Below are 18,299 nucleotides of genomic sequence, written 5' to 3' on the forward strand. Positions count from 1 at the left end.
CTTACCCGGTGGGTTACGCGAAAACCAACCCTTGACGCCGAGCAGGCAAAGGTCCACACTTTCAGTAACTCGCGGTCAATAACCCACAAGAACGGTCAAGAGCCGGGTTGTCGACTGCCACGGATACGGCCGCGCGCACCATCGCGGCCCCGCCGCCCCAACAGCAGACAGACCCCCAGCAGACCCTCGCGCTGGGCGTGCCTGCATACCGACCCGTTCGGTTCCTCCACGTCCACTGGCTCTCGCATCCACGGCGGGCCACTTCGAAGCAGGAAAAAGAGGCATGGCATACGCAGACGCAGGTCCCAACGGATCGAGAACAGACGGCGCGGGCACCGGTGAGCCCAAGCAGCAGATGGCGCGGGAACTCGGCTGGTACGCCTCGTTCTCCGTGGCATTCGGCTTCGTCTCCATCGCCACCGGCATCTTCACCACCTACGGCGCGGTGCTCGCGACCTCCGGCCCGCGCGGCATCTGGGCCTGGCCGATCTCCGTGATCGGCCAGCTGTCCATCGCCCTCGTCTTCGGCGCTCTCGCAGCGCGGATCCCGATCAGCGGCTACTCGTACCAGTGGGTGTCACGCATCGTGGGCCCGGTATGGGGCTGGATCATGGGATGGATCTCGTTCGCCTTCCTGGGTGTGGTCCTGGTCGCCGTGGACTACACGATCGCCTCCACCATTCTTCCGGAGCTGTTCCAGTACGTCGGTACCACGCAGAACGCCTGGGTGATCACGGCCGTTGTCGTGCTGCTGCAGTCTGTTCTGGTCGCCGCCTCGACGCGCACCACCCACCGGGTCAACAATGTGGCCGTGACGGTGCAGCTCGTCGGCATGATCGCCCTGACCGTGCTGCTGTTCGCCGTGGGCGCCTTCACGGGCAAGCTGGATTTCGCTCACCTTTTCGCGGCCGGGCCCGTCCCGGAGAGCGGCTACTACGCCCTGGGCGGGGCCACCACGGCCGGACCGTTCGCTCTGGCGTTCCTGCTGGGCGCGTTCACCATCGTCGGATTCGAGTCGGCGGCCAACCTGGCCGAGGAGACCAAGGATCCAGCCCGTGTCATCCCCAAGGCGATGATTCAGGCCGTGCTCTCCCTGGGCGTGCTGGGCTTCCTGTTCCTGGTCGCGATCACTGCCGCAGCCGGCCGGATCGACGGTGTCGCGGAGTCGGCAACGCCGGTGGCCACTGTGATCACCGCCGTGCTGGGTTCGGTCGTCGGGAAGATCCTGCTCGTGCTGGTCGTGGTTTCGATCTTCTCCTGCGGGCTGGTGATCACCCTGAGCGGCACCCGCCTGGTGTATGCGATGTCGCGGGACGAGCGCTTCCCCGGCTGGCGGCTGCTGAAGCGGATCGACCGGCGCACGGCGACACCGCTGAACGCTTCGGTGTTCATGATGCTGATCGCGCAGATCATCCTCGCGGTCTTCTCCCGCTCCACGGACGCGCTGTTCCAGCTGTTCTCCGCCGCCACCCTGCTGCCCGCCCTCATCTACGCCGGAACCGTCGCGATGTACGCGGCCAAGCGCCGCTCCCTGCCCGCGTCCCAAGGGTTCAAACTGGGCCGCTGGGAGATCCCGGTCCTCGTCGTCGCCGGCGTCTGGCTGGCGTACGAACTGTTGATCTTCCGGGACGCCTCCTTCCGCGCCCCATGGATCTACGTACTGGTCCTGTTCGCGATCGGTGCCGTCTACTTCATCGGCCTGATCATCCGGCGGGGCCGCGACGGACTGACCATGCCCGACATGGCCGATGTCGACCGGGCGCTGGACGCCGCCGACACCGCCGGCCAGACGCCTGCCGACGCCACCACGGCCGGGAGCGCACGATGACCGCGATTCTCTCCATCGACCAGGGCACCTCGGGCACGAAGGCCATCGTCGTCGACGCCGAAGAGGGAACCGTCGCCATCGCGGAGGAAACCGTCCGCCCCACCTACCTCGCCGGCGGAGGCGTCGAGCAGAACCCGCACGAGCTGCTCGACTCCGTCCTCAACGCAGGCCGCCGCGCCGTGAGCGCGGCCGGCCGGCCGATCAGCGGCGTGGCCCTGGCCAATCAGGGCGAGACGGTCCTGGCCTGGGACCCGGCCACCGGAACACCCCTGACGCAGGCGATCGTGTGGCAGGACAGGCGCGCGGAGAGCGTCTGCAGCGAGCTGACCGAGCACGCCCAGAGCATCGCCCGGCGCACCGGTCTCGTCCTCGACCCGTACTTCTCCGCGCCCAAGATGGCCTGGCTGCGCCGCAACCTCACCCGCGACGGGGTGGTGACGACCACCGACACCTGGCTGGTGCATCACCTGACGGGCGAGTTCGTCACCGACGCCTCCACCGCCAGCCGCTCGCTGATCCTCGACCTGGACACCGCTGCCTGGGACCCTGAGCTCGCCGACCTGTTCGGCCTCGGCGCAGAGCGGCTGCCCCGCATTGCCGCATGCGACGAAATCGTGGGCACCACCCGCGCCTTCGGCCAGGAGGTGCCGGTGGCCGGGCTGATCGTCGACCAGCAGGCGGCCCTGGTCGCGGAGGCTTGTCTGGAGCCGGGCACCGCGAAGTGCACCTACGGCACCGGCGCGTTCCTGCTGGCGAACACGGGTCCGAACCCGGTGCGCTCCAGCGCGGGCCTGACCACATCGGTGGCCTGGCAGGCGGCCGGACAGACCCCGTACTGCGTGGACGGCCAGGTCTACACCGTCGCCTCCGCAGTGCGCTGGCTGCAGGACCTCGGCCTCATCCAGTCCGCGACCGACCTGGACGCACTGGCGGCAGCCGACAGCGAGGGTGTGCTGTGCGTGCCCGCCTTCGCCGGGCTCGCCGCCCCCTGGTGGGCGTCACAGGCCACCGCGTCCTTCACCGGCATGACCCTGGCCACCCGCCGCGAACACCTCATCCAGGCCGTGCTCCAGGGAATCGCCGCACAGGTCGCCGAGCTGGGCGCGCTGGTCGCAAGCGACCTCGGCCGGCCCCTGAGCCGACTGCGCGCGGACGGCGGACTGACCAACTCCGCCGCCCTCATGCAGGCCCAGGCCGACATCGCCCAGATCCCCGTCGACATCTACCCCCACGCCCACGCCACCCCCCTGGGCGCAGCCGCCCTGGCCCGCTGCGCCCTCGACCCCGCACTCAGTCTCAAAGAGGCCGTCGGCGACTGGCAGCCGACCACCGTTTACGAACCCCGCTGGTCCGCCGACCGGGCCGAGGAGTTCCGCACCACATGGGCGAAGGCCGCCACGGCCTGCGCCACCGAGGGAGATCACTCATGACCGCCACCCCCCACCGTCCCCAGAACGGCGTCTTCGACGTCGCGGTGATCGGCGGAGGCATCGTCGGCGCGGCGATCGCACGCGAACTGTCCGGTTGCGACGTCTCCGTCGCGCTGCTCGAGGCCCGCGACGACGTGGGCGACGGAACGAGCAAGGCCAACACCGCGATCCTGCACACCGGCTTCGACGCCAAACCCGGCACGCTCGAATCCCGGCTGGTCGCCCGCGGCTACCACCTGCTGAGCGCCTACGCCAAAGCCACCGGCATCCCCGTCGAACACACCGGTGCCGTGCTGGTGGCCTGGAACGACGAAGAGCTCCAGGCGCTGCCCGGCCTGAAGGAAAAGGCCGAGGCCAATGGCTACGAGCACTGCCGCATCATCGACGCCGACGAGGTCTATGGAGTGCTTCCCGACCTCGGAGAAGGCGTGCTCGGCGGCCTGACCGTTCCCGACGAATCCATCATCTGTACCTGGACCACCAACCTCGCCCTGGCCACCGACGCCCAGCAACGCGGCACCGCCATCCTGCTCAAGCATGCCGTGACAGGCATCGACCAGGGGGACGAGGCGACCACCCTGCACACGGTGGCCGGTGACGTACGGGCCCGCTGGGTCGTCAACGCCGCCGGCCTCGGGGCCGACCACATCGACCGGCTCTTCGGCCATGACCGCTTCACCGTCACGCCCCGCCGCGGAGAGCTGTTCGTCTTCGACAAGCTCACCCGCCCCATGGTCGACAAAATCGTCCTGCCGGTGCCGTCCTCCCGCGGCAAGGGCGTGCTGATCTCCCCGACCATCTACGGCAACGTCATGCTCGGCCCGACCGCCGAGGACCTCACCGACCGCACCGACACCGCCACCTCCGAAGACGGCTACGACTTCCTCCTCACCAAGGGTGAGCGCCTCATGCCGCGGCTGCTGGCCGAGGAAGTCACCGCCAGCTACGCAGGCCTGCGAGCCGCGATCGACCACCCCGACTACCTCATCGAGGCCACCCCGCACCAGCGCTACCTGCTCGTCGGCGGCATCCGCTCCACCGGCCTGACCGCCGGCATCGCCATCGCCGAGCACGCCCGCACGCTCCTTGAGGAAGCCGGCCTGGCCCTGCGCACCCGCAGCGACCTGCCCGAACCCCCGCAGATGCCCAACATCGGCGAAGCCTCCCTGCGCCCCTACCAGGATGCCGACCTCATCGCCCGCGACCCCGCCTACGGCACCATCGTCTGCTTCTGCGAGCGGGTCAGCGAAGGTGAGATCCGCGACGCCTGCCACGCCCCCGTACCTGCCCACAACCTGGAAGGACTGCGCCGGCGCACCCGCGCCATGAACGGCCGCTGCCAGGGCTTCTTCTGCGGCGCAGCCGTCGCGGCCCTGCGCGAACAGCACCACACCCACGACGGCTGCAGCCGCCAGCACAAGGACCCCCGATGACCCACCAGCCGCCCCTGATCACGCCCGACGTCCTCATCATCGGCGGCGGACCCGCAGGTCTGACCGCCGCCGCCGAGCTGGCCGGCCGACGGGCCGGCCACGTCCTCGTCGTCGACCGGGAGCAGGCCGCCGGCGGAATTCCCCGGCACAGCGACCACACCGGCTACGGTCTGCGCGACCTGCACCGTGTGATGTCCGGCCCCGCCTACGCCCGCCACCTCGTCCAGCAGGCCAACCGGGCCGGAGCGGAGATCCGCACCCGGACCATGGTCACCGGCTGGGCCGACGACGACACCGTCGACGTCACCAGCCCCGACGGCCGTTACCAGATCCGCCCGCGGTCGATCGTGCTGGCCACCGGCGCCCGCGAACGGCCGCGCACCGCACGCCGCATCCCCGGCGACCGCCCACACGGCGTCTACACCACCGGCCAGCTGCAGAACCTCGTCCACCTCCACCACCAGCCTGTCGGCAAGCGGGCCGTCATCGTCGGCGGAGAACTCGTCAGCTGGTCCGCGGCCGTCACCCTGCGCGAAGCGGGATGCACTCCCGCCCTCATGGTCAGCCAGTACCCGAAGGCGGAGTCCTACGCCGCCTTCAACGCGGCCGGACGCACCGTCCTGCGCGTCCCCGTCGCCACCCGCAGCCGCGTCACCCGCGTCATCGGCAAGGGCCGCTGCCAGGCCGTCGAAATCGAACACCTCGACACCGGCCGGCGCCGCACCATCGAATGCGACACCGTCGTCTTCACCGGCGACTGGATCCCCGACCACGAACTCGCCCGCGCCGCCGGCATCACCCTCGACGAGGGCACCCTCGGCCCCCTCACCGACACCGCCCTGCGCACCAGCCGCCCCGGCGTCTTCGCCGCCGGAAACCTGCTGCACCCCGTCGACACCGCCGACGTCGCCGCCCTCGACGGCAAGCACGTCGCCCAACAGGTCATCAACCACCTGCGCGGCGAACGACAGCAGGCCGAGGGCGTCCGTCTGATCGCCGACGCTCCCTTCCGCTGGGTCGCCCCCCAGATCCTGCGACCCGGCGACCCGGCGCCCGCACGAGGCCGCCTGATGCTGTGGACCGACGAGTTCGTCCGCTTCCCCAGGGTGACCGTCCGCCAGGACGGACGGACCGTCACCCGCCGCACCCTCGCCTGGCCCGCCGCACCCGGCCGCGTTTTCCGCGTCCCCTCCAGCGTGCTCGACGGTGTGTCACCCACCGGCGGTCCAGTCCACATCGGCCTGCAATAGCAGGCGTCGCAGCGGGCCCCAGGACAGGCTGCCGCGCTCACACTCACCCCACCCCCCGGCGGACGGATCCGCATGAGCGCGGCAGCCCTTTCACCACTGCGACTGCGTGGTACGAGGGCCGGTGTGTGGGACGCCTGATCGCCGTCCCACTGACGAAACTTCACCGCCCAGCAGCTGGGCCGGTCCCGGGCGGTCGCCGTCGACAGGCGCTCCACCCGTTACCGCTCGGGGTGCCCCGGTCCCCGTTTCTTACGGTCCCCGGCGGGCCCAATTGCCGGTCGGTCTTATTCGTCCTCGGGAACCAACCGCAGCGAGATCGAGTTGATGCAGTACCGCTGATCCGTCGGCGTCGGGTAGCCCTCGCCCTCGAAGACATGGCCCAGGTGCGAGCCGCAGCGGGCGCAGCGCACCTCGGTGCGGACCATGCCGTGGCTGCGGTCCTGGATCAGTTCGACCGCGTCGGTGTCCTTCGGGTCGTAGAAGGACGGCCAGCCGCAGTGCGACTCGAACTTCGTGTCCGAGCGGAACAGCTCGGCGCCGCAGGCCCGGCAGGAGTAGACGCCGGCCGCCTTGGTGTCGGTGTACTCACCGACGAAAGCCGGTTCGGTGCCGGCCTGGCGCAGGACCGCGTACTCGGCGGGCGTCAGCTCCGCGCGCCATTCCTCGTCCGGCTTCTCGACGTCGTACGACACGGTCACTCCCTCAGCTCGACAGGTGATCCAGGATCTGCGGGCCGAGGTCTGTGACATCGCCCGCCCCCATGGTGAGAACGAGGTCGCCGGGCTTCGCCATTCCCGCGATGACCTCGGGGACCGCCGCCTTGTCGTGGACGGCGGTGACGTCGGCGCCGGCCGCCTTCGCCGCGTCGATGATCAGGGCACTGGTGATGCCCGGGATCGGGTCCTCGCGGGCCGGGTAGATGTCCAGGACCACGGAGGCGTCGGCGAGGGCGAGAGCCTGGCCCATCTCCGTACCGAGTTCCTGGGTGCGGGAGAAGAGGTGGGGCTGGAAGACGACCAGGAGGCGCGAGTCGGCGGCGGCGCCGCGCATCGCTTCGAGGTCGGCGGTCATCTCGGTCGGGTGGTGTGCGTACGAGTCGATGACCTGGACGCCCGCCGCCTCGCCCTTGAGCTGGAGGCGGCGCTTGACGCCGGTGTACGTGCCGAGGGCGGAGGCCAGGTTGTGGGCCGGGATGCCGAGCGCGGCACCGGCGACGAGAGCGGCGACCGCGTTGAGGGCGTAGTGGCGGCCGGGGACGGAGACCGTGAAGGTGAGGTACTTGCCGTTCAGGATGACGGTGACTTCGCTGGTCAGACCGCGCGGGGTGATCTTGTGGACCCGTACGTCGGCCGTTTCGGACTCTCCGTACGTGACGATGTTGAGCGACGCCAGGTCGCGTACCCGCCGCGTCAGCTCGACCGCGCCGGACTGGTCGGCGGAGACGACCAGGGTGCCGCCGGGGACGATCTTCCCGACGAACGTCTCGAAGGAGTCGTAGATCTCCTCCATCGAGGCGTAATTCGCGTGGTGGTCCAGCTCGGTGTTGAGGACGATCGCGACCTCGGGGTCGTACTTCTGGAAGCTGCGGTCGCTTTCGTCGGCCTCGGCGACGAAGATGTCGCCCTCGCCGTGCCTGGCGTTCGTGCCGGGGCCCGCGAGGTCGCCCCCGATGGCGTACGACGGGTCGAGGCCCAGCTCGGACAGGGCGACAGCCAGCATCGACGTGGTGGTCGTCTTGCCGTGGGTGCCCGCGACGGCGATCGCACGCAGGCCCTGCATCAGCGAGGCGAGCGCGTCGGAGCGGTGCACGACGGGGATCGACAGCTCGGCGGCGCGCAGCAGCTCCGGGTTGTCGGAGCGGATGGCGCTGGAGACGACCACGCAGGACGCGTCGTCCGCCAGGTGGGCGGCGGCGTGCCCGATGTGGACGGTCGCCCCCAGCGCCCGCAGTGCCTCGGCCGTGCCCGACTCCTTGGCGTCGCTGCCCGCGACCTTCGCGCCGCGCCGGGCGAGGATCTGCGCGATGCCCGACATCCCGGCGCCGCCGATGCCGATGAAGTGCGGCCGTTCCATGGCGGCAGGAATACCGGGTGCCATGCGTGTGTCTCCCCAGAAGTCGTTGTGAGTGGCCCCCAGCCTATTCGCTGTGCGCGAAGAGCTTGAGCACCGGTACGCCGACCTTGTGCCGGGCCCGGGAGGCCCAGTCGCGGTGGAAGAACTCCTCCACGTAGTGCGGTGCGGTCAGCACGATGACCTCGTCCGCCCCTGCCTCGTCGACGACGGACTTCAGCTTGTCCAGGGGGTGGTCCTCGACCACCTGTCCGACTGCTTCCGAGCCTGCCTGGCGCAGGGCGGCGAGCGATACCTCGAGCGCCAGTTCGGCGGGTTGCCTGGCGTCCTTGCCCTCCGGCTCCTCGAGCTCGCGGGCGGCTTCCTTCAGCTCGCCGATCGCCACGTCGTCGATGGCGCGCAGCAGTACGTCGGCCTGGTCTCCGCGCGGCTGCATCAGTACGACGAACGAGGTCTCTTCCTCCCCGTGCAGGGTGGTGACGAACTCGACGTCCTCGGAAGTGAGGGGCTTCTCGATCATCAAAACGCTGGTGAACACCTCGGGCGCCCTTCTGCTCCATCGGGCCTCGACGGCCTCTGCTGAAACCATCTTTCCCCGTGGTCGCACGGGGTCTGCGTGAGTAATTGTGCCCATCGGAAGCCAACCGGAACGGGAAATTCCGCGCCGATTGTCAGATCCGACGGTACCGAGTGAAGAGGAATCCGGCTTCTTCCAGCATCGAAGCGAGGGTGAATCGCTCCGGCACCGCCACCGAGGGGCCTCCCGTGATCCGCTGGGCGTCGCCGGCGGTCAGCATGGGCGAGAGGGTGAGACAGAGCTCGTCCAGCACCCTGGCGGCCACGAACTGACCGAGCAGCCGGGGCCCGCCCTCCGCCAGCTGCCGCCTCAGCCCGCGGTCCGCGAGCTCCCGCACGACCCTGGTGGGGTCCACCCGGGAGCCCTCCCCCGCGATCACTACCTCGGCGCCGACGCTGCGGGCCGCCTCGACCCGGTCCGGCGGCGCAGCGGCCCCGGTGACCACGAGGGTCGGGACGAGCGGCGAGACGAAGAGCGGGAGCGAGAAATCCAGGTCCAGGCTCCCGCTGACGACGGCGATCGCAGGCGCGGGTCCCTGCCCGGCCGCCGCCCGCCGCGCGGCGAAGGCGTCCCGGGCCCTGGCGGGCCGGTACCCCTCCATCCGTACGGTCTCCGCACCCACCACGACCACATCGGCCAGAGCGCGGAGCGTGCCGAAGATCCGCATGTCCGTGTCGCACGAGATCGGCTGCGAGCGTCCGTCGTGCTGCGCGGCGCCGTCGAGTGTGGAGACCATGTTGGCGCGCAGCCAGGGGTCGTCGCCCGCCGGGTACGCATAGGCGTCGGCGAGCTCGTCCAGACTCCACTCCCCTCCTTCGGCAGCCGGTGTCGGGTCGGTCACAGGGAAGAGGCGTCGCATCCGTGCAGTCTCGCACGGCGCTTAAGCTTGAGAGCTGTGTCGTCATCCACCGCCGTGCCGGGGCAGAGCCCCATAGCCGAAACGGCCCCGCTGTCCCTGTGCGCCCTTGAGCCGCACGTCCCCGCCGACCGTCTGGTCGCCGAGATGGTGCCGCCGCCGCGCTTCGACTCGGTGCGCTTCGACACGTACGTCCCCGATCCCGACCAGCCCAGCCAGACCGACGCGGTGAAGGTTCTCGACGAGTTCGCGCACGGGCTCGGCGGGGCGCACGCGACGGGTGCGGGCAGGAAGGGGAGCGCGCGAAGCGGATCCTCGGAGGGATGGTGGCGGTTCGGCAGGAAGGCGGCACCGGTCGCCGGGCCGCGCGGTGTCTATCTCGACGGCGGGTACGGCGTCGGCAAGACGCATCTCCTCGCCTCGCTCTGGCACGCCACGCCCGCCGCTTCCTCACTGAAGGCGTTCGGCACCTTCGTCGAGCTGACCAACCTGGTGGGCGCGCTGGGCTTCCAGCAGACCGTGCAGACGCTCAGCGGGCACCGGCTCCTGTGCATCGACGAGTTCGAGCTCGACGACCCGGGTGACACCGTTCTCGTGTCGTCGCTGCTCAGCAGGCTGGTCGAGGCAGGTGTCGCGCTCGCCGCCACCTCCAACACCCTGCCCGGCAAGCTCGGCGAGGGGCGCTTCGCCGCCGCCGACTTCCTGCGGGAGATCCAGGGGCTGTCCTCGCACTTCCGGCCGCTGCGGATCGACGGCGAGGACTACCGGCACCGCGGGCTGCCCGAGGCACCGGCGCCGTACTCCGACGAGCAGGTCACGAAGGTCGCGTACGCCACCGAGGGCGCCAGCCTGGACGACTTCCCGTCGCTGCTCGACCATCTGGCCCGCGTCCATCCGAGCCGGTACGGCGCGCTGACGGACGGCATCCGCGCGGTGTGCCTCACCGACGTGCAGGCGGTGCCGGACCAGTCGACCGCGCTGCGGCTCGTCGTGCTCGCCGACCGGCTGTACGACCGGGAGGTCCCGGTGCTCGCGTCGGGGCTCCCGTTCGACCGGCTGTTCAGCGACCAGATGCTGAACGGGGGGTACCGGAAGAAGTACTTCCGGGCGATCTCCCGCCTGACGGCGCTGGCGCGCGACGCAAAGGGACTGGTGGCGCAGTAGGTTCGGATGCGGTAACTCCACCCATCCGAAGGGATCCAGCATGGCAACCACGCGTCAGGCGCACACGGTCTGGGAAGGCAACCTGATCGAGGGCGAGGGCGTTGTCACCTTCGACTCCTCCGGCATCGGGGAGTACGCGGTCTCGTGGCCGTCCCGCGCGGAGAAGGCGAACGGCAAGACCAGCCCGGAGGAGCTCATCGCGGCGGCGCACTCCAGCTGCTTCTCGATGGCCCTGTCCCACGGTCTGACCACGGCCGGCAACGCGCCGACCCGGCTGAACACCCAGGCCGAGGTCACCTTCCAGCCCGGCACCGGCATCACCGGCATCCACCTCACCGTGCAGGGCGAGGTGCCCGGTCTCGACGAGGCGGACTTCATCAAGGCCGCCGAGGACGCCAAGGCGAACTGCCCGGTCAGCCAGGCCCTCACGGGCACGACGATCACGCTGACCGCGTCGCTCGTCTGACCGCGCGGGCGGCCCCGCGGGTGCTTCCACGGGTCCCTGGGGGCCCATGACACGCACGAGGCTCGGTGACCCGCGTGGTTCCCGCGCGACGATACGCGTGGGACGCGTTCGACAGGCCGTTCGGGCTCTTCTACCGCTTTCTGCCGGAGAAACCGCTCGGCGGCACCGGCTCACTGCGGGCCGGCGGCGAACTGCAGGCCATGCGGGTGCCCGGTGTCCCCGACCTCTCGGTCATCCAGGAGACCGGTGCGAGCTTCGACCGGATCGAGTGGGTCCCCGTACCGGATCCGCAGGCCGCCGGAACGCCGATCCGGTTCCAGGACTTCGGCCCGAAGGGCATCACGCACGCCCAGAAGCTGGAGGGCTGCTACTGGGGCGGCTCGTCGGTCTACTTCGTCTCCAGCTTCGCGCAGAGCGCGGCGGGCTCGGCGGCCGACCACTTCGGGCAGGTGTGGCGGTACGAGCCGAAGCGGCGCCGCCTCACGCTGGTGGTCGTCTTCGGTCCGGGTACGGACGTGCAGTTGCCCGGCGAGTCCCCCGACAACATCTGTCTGACGTCCGACGGCGGGCTGATGGTGTGCGAGGACGGCAACGGCGCGCAGCATGTATTCGGCGTGACGCGGCACGGCGAGGTGTACGCGATGGCGCGCGGCCGGCAGAACATCGGGACGGCGGAGAGTCCGGAGTGGGGCGAGTTCGCCGGGGTCACGTTCGCGCCGGACGGCGGGACGATGTTCGTGAACTGCTACACGCCGGGGACGACGTTCGCGGTGACGGGTCCTTGGCATTGAGGTGTTGAGCGGTACGGGGGCGGCGACGCGGTCCGCCGCCCCCGTCCGGGACCGGGCGATTCCGGGGACGGATTCGATCAGGAGGAGCGCCGCACCGGGCTCCTCCCGGGACGATCGGCTACCTTCCATAAGTGACCAACTCTGTACGAAAATTGACCGCAGTGGCCACTTTGGCTGTCGTTCTAGGCACCGTTCTGACAGGCTGCGGTACTGACACCCCGTCAAAGAGCTCGGGTTCAAACGCCACCCACGCCCCCCGGCACGCACAGTCCGCCGCCCCGTCGCCGTCACCGTCCATGACGCCCGCGCCCGTGGAGAACCAGCCACCCACGATGGCACCGAGCCAGGCCGGGCTGACACCGGTCTTCAAGCGCGGGCGGAACACCACGGACAAGGTCGTGGCGCTCACCTTCGACGCCGACATGACAGCCGACGAGGGTCCGCGCGCAGCGGCGGGCGAGCACTTCGACAACCCGGAGCTGATCGCGCTGCTGCGCCGCCTGAAGGTGCCCGCAACCGTGTTCATGACGGGGCGGTGGGCGGACGAGTACCCGACGCAGGCCCGGTCCATCGGCACCGACCCGCTCTTCGAGATCGCCAACCACTCCTACAGCCACTACGCCTTCACCTCGCCCTGCTACGGACTTCCGGTCCTGGACAAGGCCGATATGCGCGCCGACGTCGAGCGGGCCTTCACGGCGATCCGGAAGACGGGCGCGCTCCATGTGGTGCCGTACTTCCGCTTCCCCGGCGGCTGCTACAACGATGCGGCGCTGCGCACGCTGGCGCCCGAGAAAGTGACGGCGGTGCAGTGGGACGTGGTCAGCGGCGACGCGTTCGCGACGGACGCGGACGCGGTGGCCAAGCAGGTGCTGGCCGGGGTGAAACCGGGGTCCCTGGTCGTCATGCACTGCACGCGCAGCGCCGCTCCCGTCACGGCCAAGGCCGTCAGCCAGGTGGTACCGGAACTGCGCAGGCACGGGTACCGCTTCGTGAAGGTCTCCGAGCTGATGGGGCTCCGACCGGACGCCGACCGGACGGCGCACACCCCCTGACGGGACAGCCCTCAGCCGGAGCAGGCCGTGCGCTGTGCTTCCTGCCAATCGCAGACCGGGCAGAGCGTGACGCCCTTGACCGGCTCCGGGTACTCGGTCGGCTTCCGGCACAGCACGCATTCGGCGTACGGAGGACCCGAATCCGCCGGCACGGGCCGCGTGTCGGACGTCTCGCAGTACGGCTCGTCCAGGCGCTCGTCCATGCGTACGAGCCTACTCACCCGCGCAGCGAAGTCAGCCTGCAGACGACCGCCGCCACGACGCAGGCCGCCGCGCAAGCGCAGATCAGGGGCAGGACGGGGATGTGTACCGCTCCGGTCAGCGATCCGGTGACCAGTCCCGTGACCGCGTACTTCGCGGGCGATCCGGTGGTCACCAGGGACAGCAGGGCGGCGAGCGCGGTGGTCGCGACCGACCAACCGCGACGGTGCACCACCGGGCGGGTGCACAGGGCGCCGACCGCCGCTCCCAGCAGCACGCAGCAGGCGGCGGCGAGCAGCCCGGCGAGTGCGGCGGGCAGCAGCGGCACGCGGACGGTGTGGTCGGCGTTGGCCGGATCGCTGATCAGCAGCACGATCGCGGTGGCCGCCGTGCCCAGCAGTCCGGCACAGCCCGCGGCGGTGAGCAGCGATGCCAGGTGGACCCGCGGCCTCCCGGCCGCCGCGGCGGCGACGGTCCGGGCGGCAGGTGGTTCCTGGGTGGCACAGAGCTGGACGAGCCAGGCGGTGACGGGCAGGAGCGCGGCGGCGGCGTAACCGAGCGAGTCGAGCACGGGCTGTCCCGACTGGACGCCGACGGCGAGGAAGACGGCGTACAGGAGAACGGGGGCGAGCCAGCGCTGGGAGCGGAGCAGCAGGGCGGCCTGGTAGCGGATCAGGGCGGTCATCGTGCCTGCCGGGTCTCTGACGGTACGGTCCGGGGTGTCGGTTCGGGTGCCCCTGCCGCCGACAGGTGTGTGATGTGCCAGGGCGGTCGGGCTGTGAGCAGAGCGCGCAGGACTGCGTCGGAGTGCACGGCCGCGACCGTGAGCCGAACGGTTCCGTCGGTCCGGGGCTCCTGCACCGGTGCGCCGGGCAGCCCCGGGGGAAGGACGGCCCCGGACGCGCCCGTGACATCGATGCGTACCCGCGGACCGGCCGTCCCGTCCCCGGTCTCCGCCGCCGTTACGGGGGTGAGCCGGTGCCCCTCGACCCGGTGGGTGACGTCGACCGCCTCGGCCAGTCGGCGCGAATCGTGGTCGACGAAGACGACGGTGGCCCCGGCCGTGACCCGTTCCGCGACCGCGCGGTCCAGTTCGCCGCGGGCCGCCGTGTCCAGGCCGGTCCATGCCTCGTCCAGGACCAGGAGTTCCGGTTCGGCGAGCAGCGCCTGGGCGACGGCGACCTTCTGGCTGGTGCCCTTGGAGAGTTCGGACAGGGGGGTACGGGCGTGGCCGGCGGCCCCGAAGCGCGCCAGCCACTCCTGCGCCCGCCCGGTCGCCTCCGGGGTCCGCAGACCGTGGATCCGCCCGAGGTGGACGAGGTACCCGGCGGCGGTGAAGGGCAGCGCCGCCGGGAAGCGCTCGGGGACGTACGCCGTGCGCGGCCGTCGGCCGGTGATGCGACCCTCGGTCGGGGCGTCGATCCCGGCGATCAGCCTCAACAGCGTCGACTTTCCGGTGCCGTTGGCGCCCTCGATCCGGACCAGGGTGTGCGCGGGCAGGTCGAGGTCGACCCCGCGCAGCACCCATGGTCCGCCGAGGCCGTACCGTCGGCCCACTCCTGTCAGGTTCAGTTGGCCGATGCCTTCTCGGGCTTGAGCTCGCTGGGCCGGACGATCACGAAGCCCTCGCCCTGCAGCATCAGTTGGACCGCCTCGCCGGAGCCGCCGCGGATCATCGAGCCGATGCTCTGCGAGCGGTGCAGCGAGGTGCTGAGCTGGGCGCTCCAGCCGACGACCGCGTCCGTGTCGACGTACACCGGCTGCTGGGCCGTGACGGGGATCACGATCGGGTGGCCCTCGCAGATCAGGCCGAGCTTGCCGTAACCGCTGAAAACGCTGTTGAAGATCCCGCCGCCGGCTATCCCGGCGCCCTTCACGGTCTTGATCTCGTACGCGAGGGTGGGGTCGAAGCAGAGGACGTTGCGGCCGTTGACGGTGAGGACGTCGCCCTGCTCCATGTCCACGATGAAGCAGTTGGCGGCCTCGTGCGCGAACCACGCCTCGCCCTGCCCGCGGACCGCCATCAGCGGCAGCCCCTCGCCGGTGACGGCGCGCTTCAGCAGGCCACCGAGGCCCTGGCCCTTGTGCTCGAACTGGAGATTGCCGCGGAAGGCGACCATCGATCCCTGGCGGGCGTGCATCTCGCCGTTGACGGCGTACTTGATGGATTTGGCGTTCTGCAGGGTCATTCCAGGGGCGGTTGCCGGATGGGCCATGTTCTCGCTGGAAAAGAGATCGCTCTTCATGCGGTGCATCCTCACCCGGACCGTTTCATTCCGCCAAGGAGCCGGGCCGGGCGACTGGCAGACTGGGACGAGTGAGCAGCAACGACATTTCCGCACCTCAGTCCGCGTCCGGCGCCCCGGCCCCCTCGGACTCCCCGTTCCACTCCGAGCCGACCAGCCGCGACGAGGCCACGCAGTACGTGCTTCCGCTGGTCGTGCACATCGAGAAGACCGACCCCCCGGCCCGCACCGACGCGCTGCGCACCGCCGCCCGCGCCGTCCTCGTGATGCTCTCCGACGAGCGGTCGGCCGGCGAGGGCGAGTGGGCGCAGGTGATGCGCGACTGGCAGGACGCCCGGATCCGCAAGGTGGTGCGGCGGGCGCGCGGCGCGGAGTGGCGCAAGGCGTCCGCGCTGCCCGGCATCACAGTCACCGGCGAGAGCGCCGAGGTGCGGGTGTTCCCACCGGTTCCGCTGGACGGCTGGCCGAAGGAGCTGGCGAAGCTCCAGGTGTCGGGGACGGACCTGGACGACCCCGAGCCGCCCGCCGCACCCGACCCGTCCGGCCCGGTGCTCTGGCTGAACCCGGAACTCGACATGACCGCGGGCAAGGAGATGGCACAGGTCGGGCACGGCGCGCAGCTCGCCTGGTGGGAGCTGTCGGACACGGAGCGCAAGGCGTGGCGGGAGGCGGGCTTCCCGCTCTCCGTCGCCACCCCGGACGCCACCCGCTGGGCGGAACTCACCGTGAGTGGAATGCCGGTGGTGCGTGACGCCGGGTTCACGGAGATCGCCCCCGGGGCGACCGTTGTAGTGGATGGGGCCCACCGCGTCGGTACTCTCCCGCGCCTACGACGACCGTAGGCGGGCTGCTCTGCGTCGACATCCCGCCTTGCGGGCCACCTGTACCGCGGCTTCCGGTCACTCGTGAGACGGCGGCCGTACACATGGAGCGCCGGAATGTCGCAGGTTCTTCGTCTCCTGGTGGTACAGGTCATACGCGGACCCATACCCGACTGAACTCTTTTCTTGAATTTCAGAGCATGATGAGCAGACGCGTCTTCGGCTTGAGCTTTCTATTCACCGAACGACTCTGCACGTACACCTCCAACTCAGGATTGTTCCCCGCCTTCACGGAGACGGTCCCCTGGATACCCGTGCCGAAGAGAAGGCTGCGCGCCGCGTCGCCCGTATAGGCGCGATCGGTGTCCTTCTCGACCACGATGACTTCCTTGTTCGGCTGAACCTGAGCCCGGGCGCCCAGCTGGTAGTAACACGAACCGCGTTCGTACGTCACGCCAGGATGCGAATCAACGAAGGGTCGAATCTCGACCTCCTTGTCGACTTTCAGGAGCCGATACTTGTCGGCCGGAATCGGTTCGAGTTTCGCCCGCACCTCGTCAACCGATATGTCCTGGCCGACGGCGAACAGGTTCTTGGTGCCGCGCACGCCCTGCTCGCGGCCCCGGAGGAAGCTGGTGGCGGCAGCGCGCACAGTGCCGATCGCCTCCTCGACGCCCTCCTGGGAATCCGCATCCCAGATGGCGATGTTTCCGGCCGGGAAACCGTAATTCTGGGCGGTGCGCTTCGCCAGAGAGTTCGGAACGAGGATCGCGGACGTCCAGTGGCCCGGAAGCCCGCCCATCTTCGCCGCGATCTTGTCGAGCCAGGGGCCGAGGATGGCCATATCGCCGTCGTGCCGCCTGTCGCCGCCGGAGGCGTTCTCCTCGCCGTCCGTCACCACGATCTGGAGGAAGCTGTGCTCGCCGTATTCCTCCCAGATATGGCCCAGGTCGTCCAGGGACTTCAGAGACGCCTCGATGAGGGCCGTAGCGCCATTGTTGACTTTGTACAGACCCCGCATGGAGGGCAGATGCTTCACGTCCATGTCCCAGACCAGGTTCTCCACCTTGTGGTCGAAGGAGTAGAGGCTGATCCGGGTCTCATGGCCGAGGCTGTCCGACTCGGTCTTCAGGCCCGCTACGAACTCATCCACGACGCGGATGAGCTGACCCTGGTGCTGACGCATGGAACCCGAACAGTCCACTACCAGCGCGACGTGATTCACCTTGTGCTGGATCTTGTTGGCGGACACGTTTCTGCTCCTTCTCCGAGGCTCCCCGAGTGATGCTTGAACCCTATGGGGAGGCACTGACAACGGCGTTTGACGCACAATCACCTGGCGGCCGTGCGAGACACCCAGGAGACGATCAGGCGGCCGTCTCGACGCCAGCGCCGACGCGGAGGACGTCATCCCCAACAGTCTGCGCTTCGTCGGCCACCGCCCGGGTTCGTTCCTCGGCAACAGCTGCCAGGACACGGTCTGTGCCGAGGGCCTTCAGGCGGCGCAGCAGGTCCGGGGCTTTGGCCGGTGACAGCGACAGATACGGGCGGTGGTCGGCGTCCTTGCTGCGGGTGAGGCCGATCAGTTCGTCGGCCTGCTCGTCGAAGACTTCGGCGAGCGCAGTGTCGACGAAGACGGCGGTGTCCTCGAAGAGGCTGAGGAGCTCGGCGCGGGCCGGGAGTTCCCCCTCGGTGATCGTGTCGACCTGGCCGAACAGGCCGGCGAGCATGCCGTCGTCCTCAGCGGACGGGGCGGCGTCGAGGCTAGGCAGGCGCGAGCGTGGCCCGGTCCCTGCCACCGCCCAGGAGCGGCACCAGCCCGTGAGTGCGTCGGTGCCTCTGCCTTCCATCCGCCTGTGTCAGCGCAGTGTGCGGGTGGTCCCGTTGCCGTACGAGGGAACCCCATCAGGGGTACACGCCGTGTTCGACGCCACGAGCCGCTAGATGCTTCTCGAACGCAATCCAGCTGACCAGCACCCCTGGGTCCGGGTCAGCTTCCATGAAACGGATCCACCCTGGACTCTGGTGCGCAATTCCGGGTGGGTGGTCAGGCTGTGAGTCGGTAGCTGAGGCGGGTGAGGTTGCTGGTGCGGCTGCGGTCCAGTGGATGC

19 protein-coding genes are annotated in these 18,299 nt (G+C 69.9%); 9 read left to right on the forward strand and 10 right to left on the reverse strand.

Going from position 1 to position 18,299, the window contains the following annotated elements:
• Nucleotides 1-283 precede the first annotated feature (283 nt).
• Genes ACGFSA_RS29465 through ACGFSA_RS29480 form a run of 4 tightly spaced genes read left to right on the forward strand, consistent with a single transcriptional unit; the run spans nucleotide 284 to nucleotide 5,941 of the window.
• Nucleotides 284-1,828 carry an APC family permease gene (locus tag ACGFSA_RS29465; protein ID WP_393309092.1) on the forward strand — a complete coding sequence of 515 codons (1,545 nt, stop codon included), beginning with the start codon at nucleotides 284-286 and terminating at the stop codon, nucleotides 1,826-1,828.
• Nucleotides 1,825-3,258, forward strand: coding sequence for an FGGY family carbohydrate kinase (locus ACGFSA_RS29470; RefSeq protein ID WP_393309093.1), 1,434 nt, complete (start codon nucleotides 1,825-1,827; stop codon nucleotides 3,256-3,258). The genes ACGFSA_RS29465 and ACGFSA_RS29470 overlap by 4 nt, the downstream gene beginning before the upstream one ends.
• The gene (locus ACGFSA_RS29475; RefSeq protein ID WP_393309094.1) at nucleotides 3,255-4,691 is read left to right on the forward strand and encodes an NAD(P)/FAD-dependent oxidoreductase; all 1,437 of its coding nucleotides are present in this window, start codon (nucleotides 3,255-3,257) and stop codon (nucleotides 4,689-4,691) included. Before ACGFSA_RS29470 ends, ACGFSA_RS29475 begins: the two co-directional genes overlap by 4 nt.
• Entirely contained in the window at nucleotides 4,688-5,941 is a 1,254-nt protein-coding gene (locus ACGFSA_RS29480; protein ID WP_393309095.1) for an NAD(P)/FAD-dependent oxidoreductase, read from the forward strand. The genes ACGFSA_RS29475 and ACGFSA_RS29480 overlap by 4 nt, the downstream gene beginning before the upstream one ends.
• 284 nt (nucleotides 5,942-6,225) lie before the next feature.
• Here the strand turns inward: ACGFSA_RS29480 and msrB are convergent, their stop codons facing one another.
• From msrB to ACGFSA_RS29500, 4 genes are all read right to left on the reverse strand, one after another.
• Nucleotides 6,226-6,633, reverse strand: coding sequence for a peptide-methionine (R)-S-oxide reductase MsrB (gene msrB / locus ACGFSA_RS29485; RefSeq protein ID WP_393309096.1), 408 nt, complete (start codon nucleotides 6,631-6,633; stop codon nucleotides 6,226-6,228).
• A 10-nt stretch (nucleotides 6,634-6,643) separates the two neighbouring features.
• Nucleotides 6,644-8,038, reverse strand: coding sequence for a UDP-N-acetylmuramate--L-alanine ligase (murC, locus tag ACGFSA_RS29490; RefSeq protein WP_393309097.1), 1,395 nt, complete (start codon nucleotides 8,036-8,038; stop codon nucleotides 6,644-6,646).
• A 40-nt stretch (nucleotides 8,039-8,078) separates the two neighbouring features.
• Nucleotides 8,079-8,531 (reverse strand): indole-3-glycerol phosphate synthase, encoded by a 453-nt coding sequence (locus ACGFSA_RS29495; RefSeq protein WP_266980219.1) that lies wholly within the window; start codon nucleotides 8,529-8,531, stop codon nucleotides 8,079-8,081.
• A 151-nt stretch (nucleotides 8,532-8,682) separates the two neighbouring features.
• Entirely contained in the window at nucleotides 8,683-9,447 is a 765-nt protein-coding gene (locus tag ACGFSA_RS29500; RefSeq protein WP_393309098.1) for a pyrimidine reductase family protein, read from the reverse strand.
• 36 nt (nucleotides 9,448-9,483) lie between these two features.
• On the opposite strand from ACGFSA_RS29500, the gene zapE reads away from it, so the two are divergent.
• The 4 genes from zapE (at nucleotide 9,484) to ACGFSA_RS29520 (ending at nucleotide 12,920) form a co-directional block, all read left to right on the forward strand.
• Complete coding sequence (gene zapE / locus ACGFSA_RS29505) at nucleotides 9,484-10,608, forward strand: cell division protein ZapE (protein ID WP_393309099.1); 1,125 nt, start codon at nucleotides 9,484-9,486, stop codon at nucleotides 10,606-10,608.
• Nucleotides 10,609-10,648: 40 nt separating this feature from the next.
• Entirely contained in the window at nucleotides 10,649-11,074 is a 426-nt protein-coding gene (locus ACGFSA_RS29510) for an OsmC family protein (protein WP_393309100.1), read from the forward strand.
• A gap of 65 nt (nucleotides 11,075-11,139) precedes the next feature.
• Nucleotides 11,140-11,865, forward strand: a complete 726-nt coding sequence (locus ACGFSA_RS29515; RefSeq protein ID WP_393309101.1) for an alkaline phosphatase PhoX — start codon at nucleotides 11,140-11,142, stop codon at nucleotides 11,863-11,865.
• Between the two features lie 296 nt (nucleotides 11,866-12,161).
• Nucleotides 12,162-12,920, forward strand: coding sequence for a polysaccharide deacetylase family protein (locus ACGFSA_RS29520; protein WP_393309102.1), 759 nt, complete (start codon nucleotides 12,162-12,164; stop codon nucleotides 12,918-12,920).
• 11 nt (nucleotides 12,921-12,931) lie between these two features.
• Here the strand turns inward: ACGFSA_RS29520 and ACGFSA_RS29525 are convergent, their stop codons facing one another.
• Genes ACGFSA_RS29525 through ACGFSA_RS29540 form a run of 4 tightly spaced genes read right to left on the reverse strand, consistent with a single transcriptional unit; the run spans nucleotide 12,932 to nucleotide 15,367 of the window.
• Nucleotides 12,932-13,123, reverse strand: a complete 192-nt coding sequence (locus ACGFSA_RS29525) for a hypothetical protein (protein WP_393309103.1) — start codon at nucleotides 13,121-13,123, stop codon at nucleotides 12,932-12,934.
• Between the two features lie 14 nt (nucleotides 13,124-13,137).
• Nucleotides 13,138-13,806, reverse strand: a complete 669-nt coding sequence (locus ACGFSA_RS29530) for an ABC transporter (RefSeq protein ID WP_393309104.1) — start codon at nucleotides 13,804-13,806, stop codon at nucleotides 13,138-13,140.
• The gene (locus tag ACGFSA_RS29535) at nucleotides 13,803-14,645 is read right to left on the reverse strand and encodes an ATP-binding cassette domain-containing protein (RefSeq protein WP_393309110.1); all 843 of its coding nucleotides are present in this window, start codon (nucleotides 14,643-14,645) and stop codon (nucleotides 13,803-13,805) included. The genes ACGFSA_RS29530 and ACGFSA_RS29535 overlap by 4 nt, the downstream gene beginning before the upstream one ends.
• 44 nt (nucleotides 14,646-14,689) lie before the next feature.
• Nucleotides 14,690-15,367, reverse strand: coding sequence for an AIM24 family protein (locus ACGFSA_RS29540; RefSeq protein ID WP_393309105.1), 678 nt, complete (start codon nucleotides 15,365-15,367; stop codon nucleotides 14,690-14,692).
• Between the two features lie 71 nt (nucleotides 15,368-15,438).
• Between ACGFSA_RS29540 and ACGFSA_RS29545 the strand changes: the two genes are divergently transcribed.
• The gene (locus ACGFSA_RS29545) at nucleotides 15,439-16,209 is read left to right on the forward strand and encodes a peptidyl-tRNA hydrolase (protein WP_393309106.1); all 771 of its coding nucleotides are present in this window, start codon (nucleotides 15,439-15,441) and stop codon (nucleotides 16,207-16,209) included.
• A 172-nt stretch (nucleotides 16,210-16,381) separates the two neighbouring features.
• Here ACGFSA_RS29545 and ACGFSA_RS29550 read toward each other — a convergent pair whose 3' ends face one another.
• Together ACGFSA_RS29550 and ACGFSA_RS29555 are read right to left on the reverse strand one after the other, a co-directional pair.
• Complete coding sequence (locus ACGFSA_RS29550; protein ID WP_393309107.1) at nucleotides 16,382-17,440, reverse strand: VWA domain-containing protein; 1,059 nt, start codon at nucleotides 17,438-17,440, stop codon at nucleotides 16,382-16,384.
• Between the two features lie 115 nt (nucleotides 17,441-17,555).
• Nucleotides 17,556-17,918: a hypothetical protein gene (locus tag ACGFSA_RS29555; RefSeq protein WP_393309108.1), complete on the reverse strand. Its 363-nt coding sequence runs from the start codon at nucleotides 17,916-17,918 to the stop codon at nucleotides 17,556-17,558.
• Between the last annotated feature and the right edge of the window lie 381 nt (nucleotides 17,919-18,299).

The organism is Streptomyces sp. NPDC048496 (assembly GCF_043200055.1).
Classification (GTDB): Bacteria; Actinomycetota; Actinomycetes; order Streptomycetales; family Streptomycetaceae; genus Streptomyces.

Bases quoted from the DNA above. Each gene is read 5' to 3' on its own strand.
- ACGFSA_RS29465 (WP_393309092.1), top strand. From the start codon at position 284: ATGGCATACGCAGACGCAGGTCCCAACGGATCGAGAACAGACGGCGCG.
- ACGFSA_RS29470 (WP_393309093.1), top strand. From the start codon at position 1,825: ATGACCGCGATTCTCTCCATCGACCAGGGCACCTCGGGCACGAAGGCC.
- ACGFSA_RS29475 (WP_393309094.1), top strand. From the start codon at position 3,255: ATGACCGCCACCCCCCACCGTCCCCAGAACGGCGTCTTCGACGTCGCG.
- ACGFSA_RS29480 (WP_393309095.1), top strand. From the start codon at position 4,688: ATGACCCACCAGCCGCCCCTGATCACGCCCGACGTCCTCATCATCGGC.
- murC (WP_393309097.1), bottom strand. From the start codon at position 8,038: ATGGCACCCGGTATTCCTGCCGCCATGGAACGGCCGCACTTCATCGGC.
- ACGFSA_RS29495 (WP_266980219.1), bottom strand. From the start codon at position 8,531: ATGATCGAGAAGCCCCTCACTTCCGAGGACGTCGAGTTCGTCACCACC.
- ACGFSA_RS29500 (WP_393309098.1), bottom strand. From the start codon at position 9,447: ATGCGACGCCTCTTCCCTGTGACCGACCCGACACCGGCTGCCGAAGGA.
- ACGFSA_RS29510 (WP_393309100.1), top strand. From the start codon at position 10,649: ATGGCAACCACGCGTCAGGCGCACACGGTCTGGGAAGGCAACCTGATC.
- ACGFSA_RS29520 (WP_393309102.1), top strand. From the start codon at position 12,162: ATGACGCCCGCGCCCGTGGAGAACCAGCCACCCACGATGGCACCGAGC.
- ACGFSA_RS29525 (WP_393309103.1), bottom strand. From the start codon at position 13,123: ATGGACGAGCGCCTGGACGAGCCGTACTGCGAGACGTCCGACACGCGG.
- ACGFSA_RS29530 (WP_393309104.1), bottom strand. From the start codon at position 13,806: ATGACCGCCCTGATCCGCTACCAGGCCGCCCTGCTGCTCCGCTCCCAG.
- ACGFSA_RS29540 (WP_393309105.1), bottom strand. From the start codon at position 15,367: ATGAAGAGCGATCTCTTTTCCAGCGAGAACATGGCCCATCCGGCAACC.
- ACGFSA_RS29555 (WP_393309108.1), bottom strand. From the start codon at position 17,918: ATGCTCGCCGGCCTGTTCGGCCAGGTCGACACGATCACCGAGGGGGAA.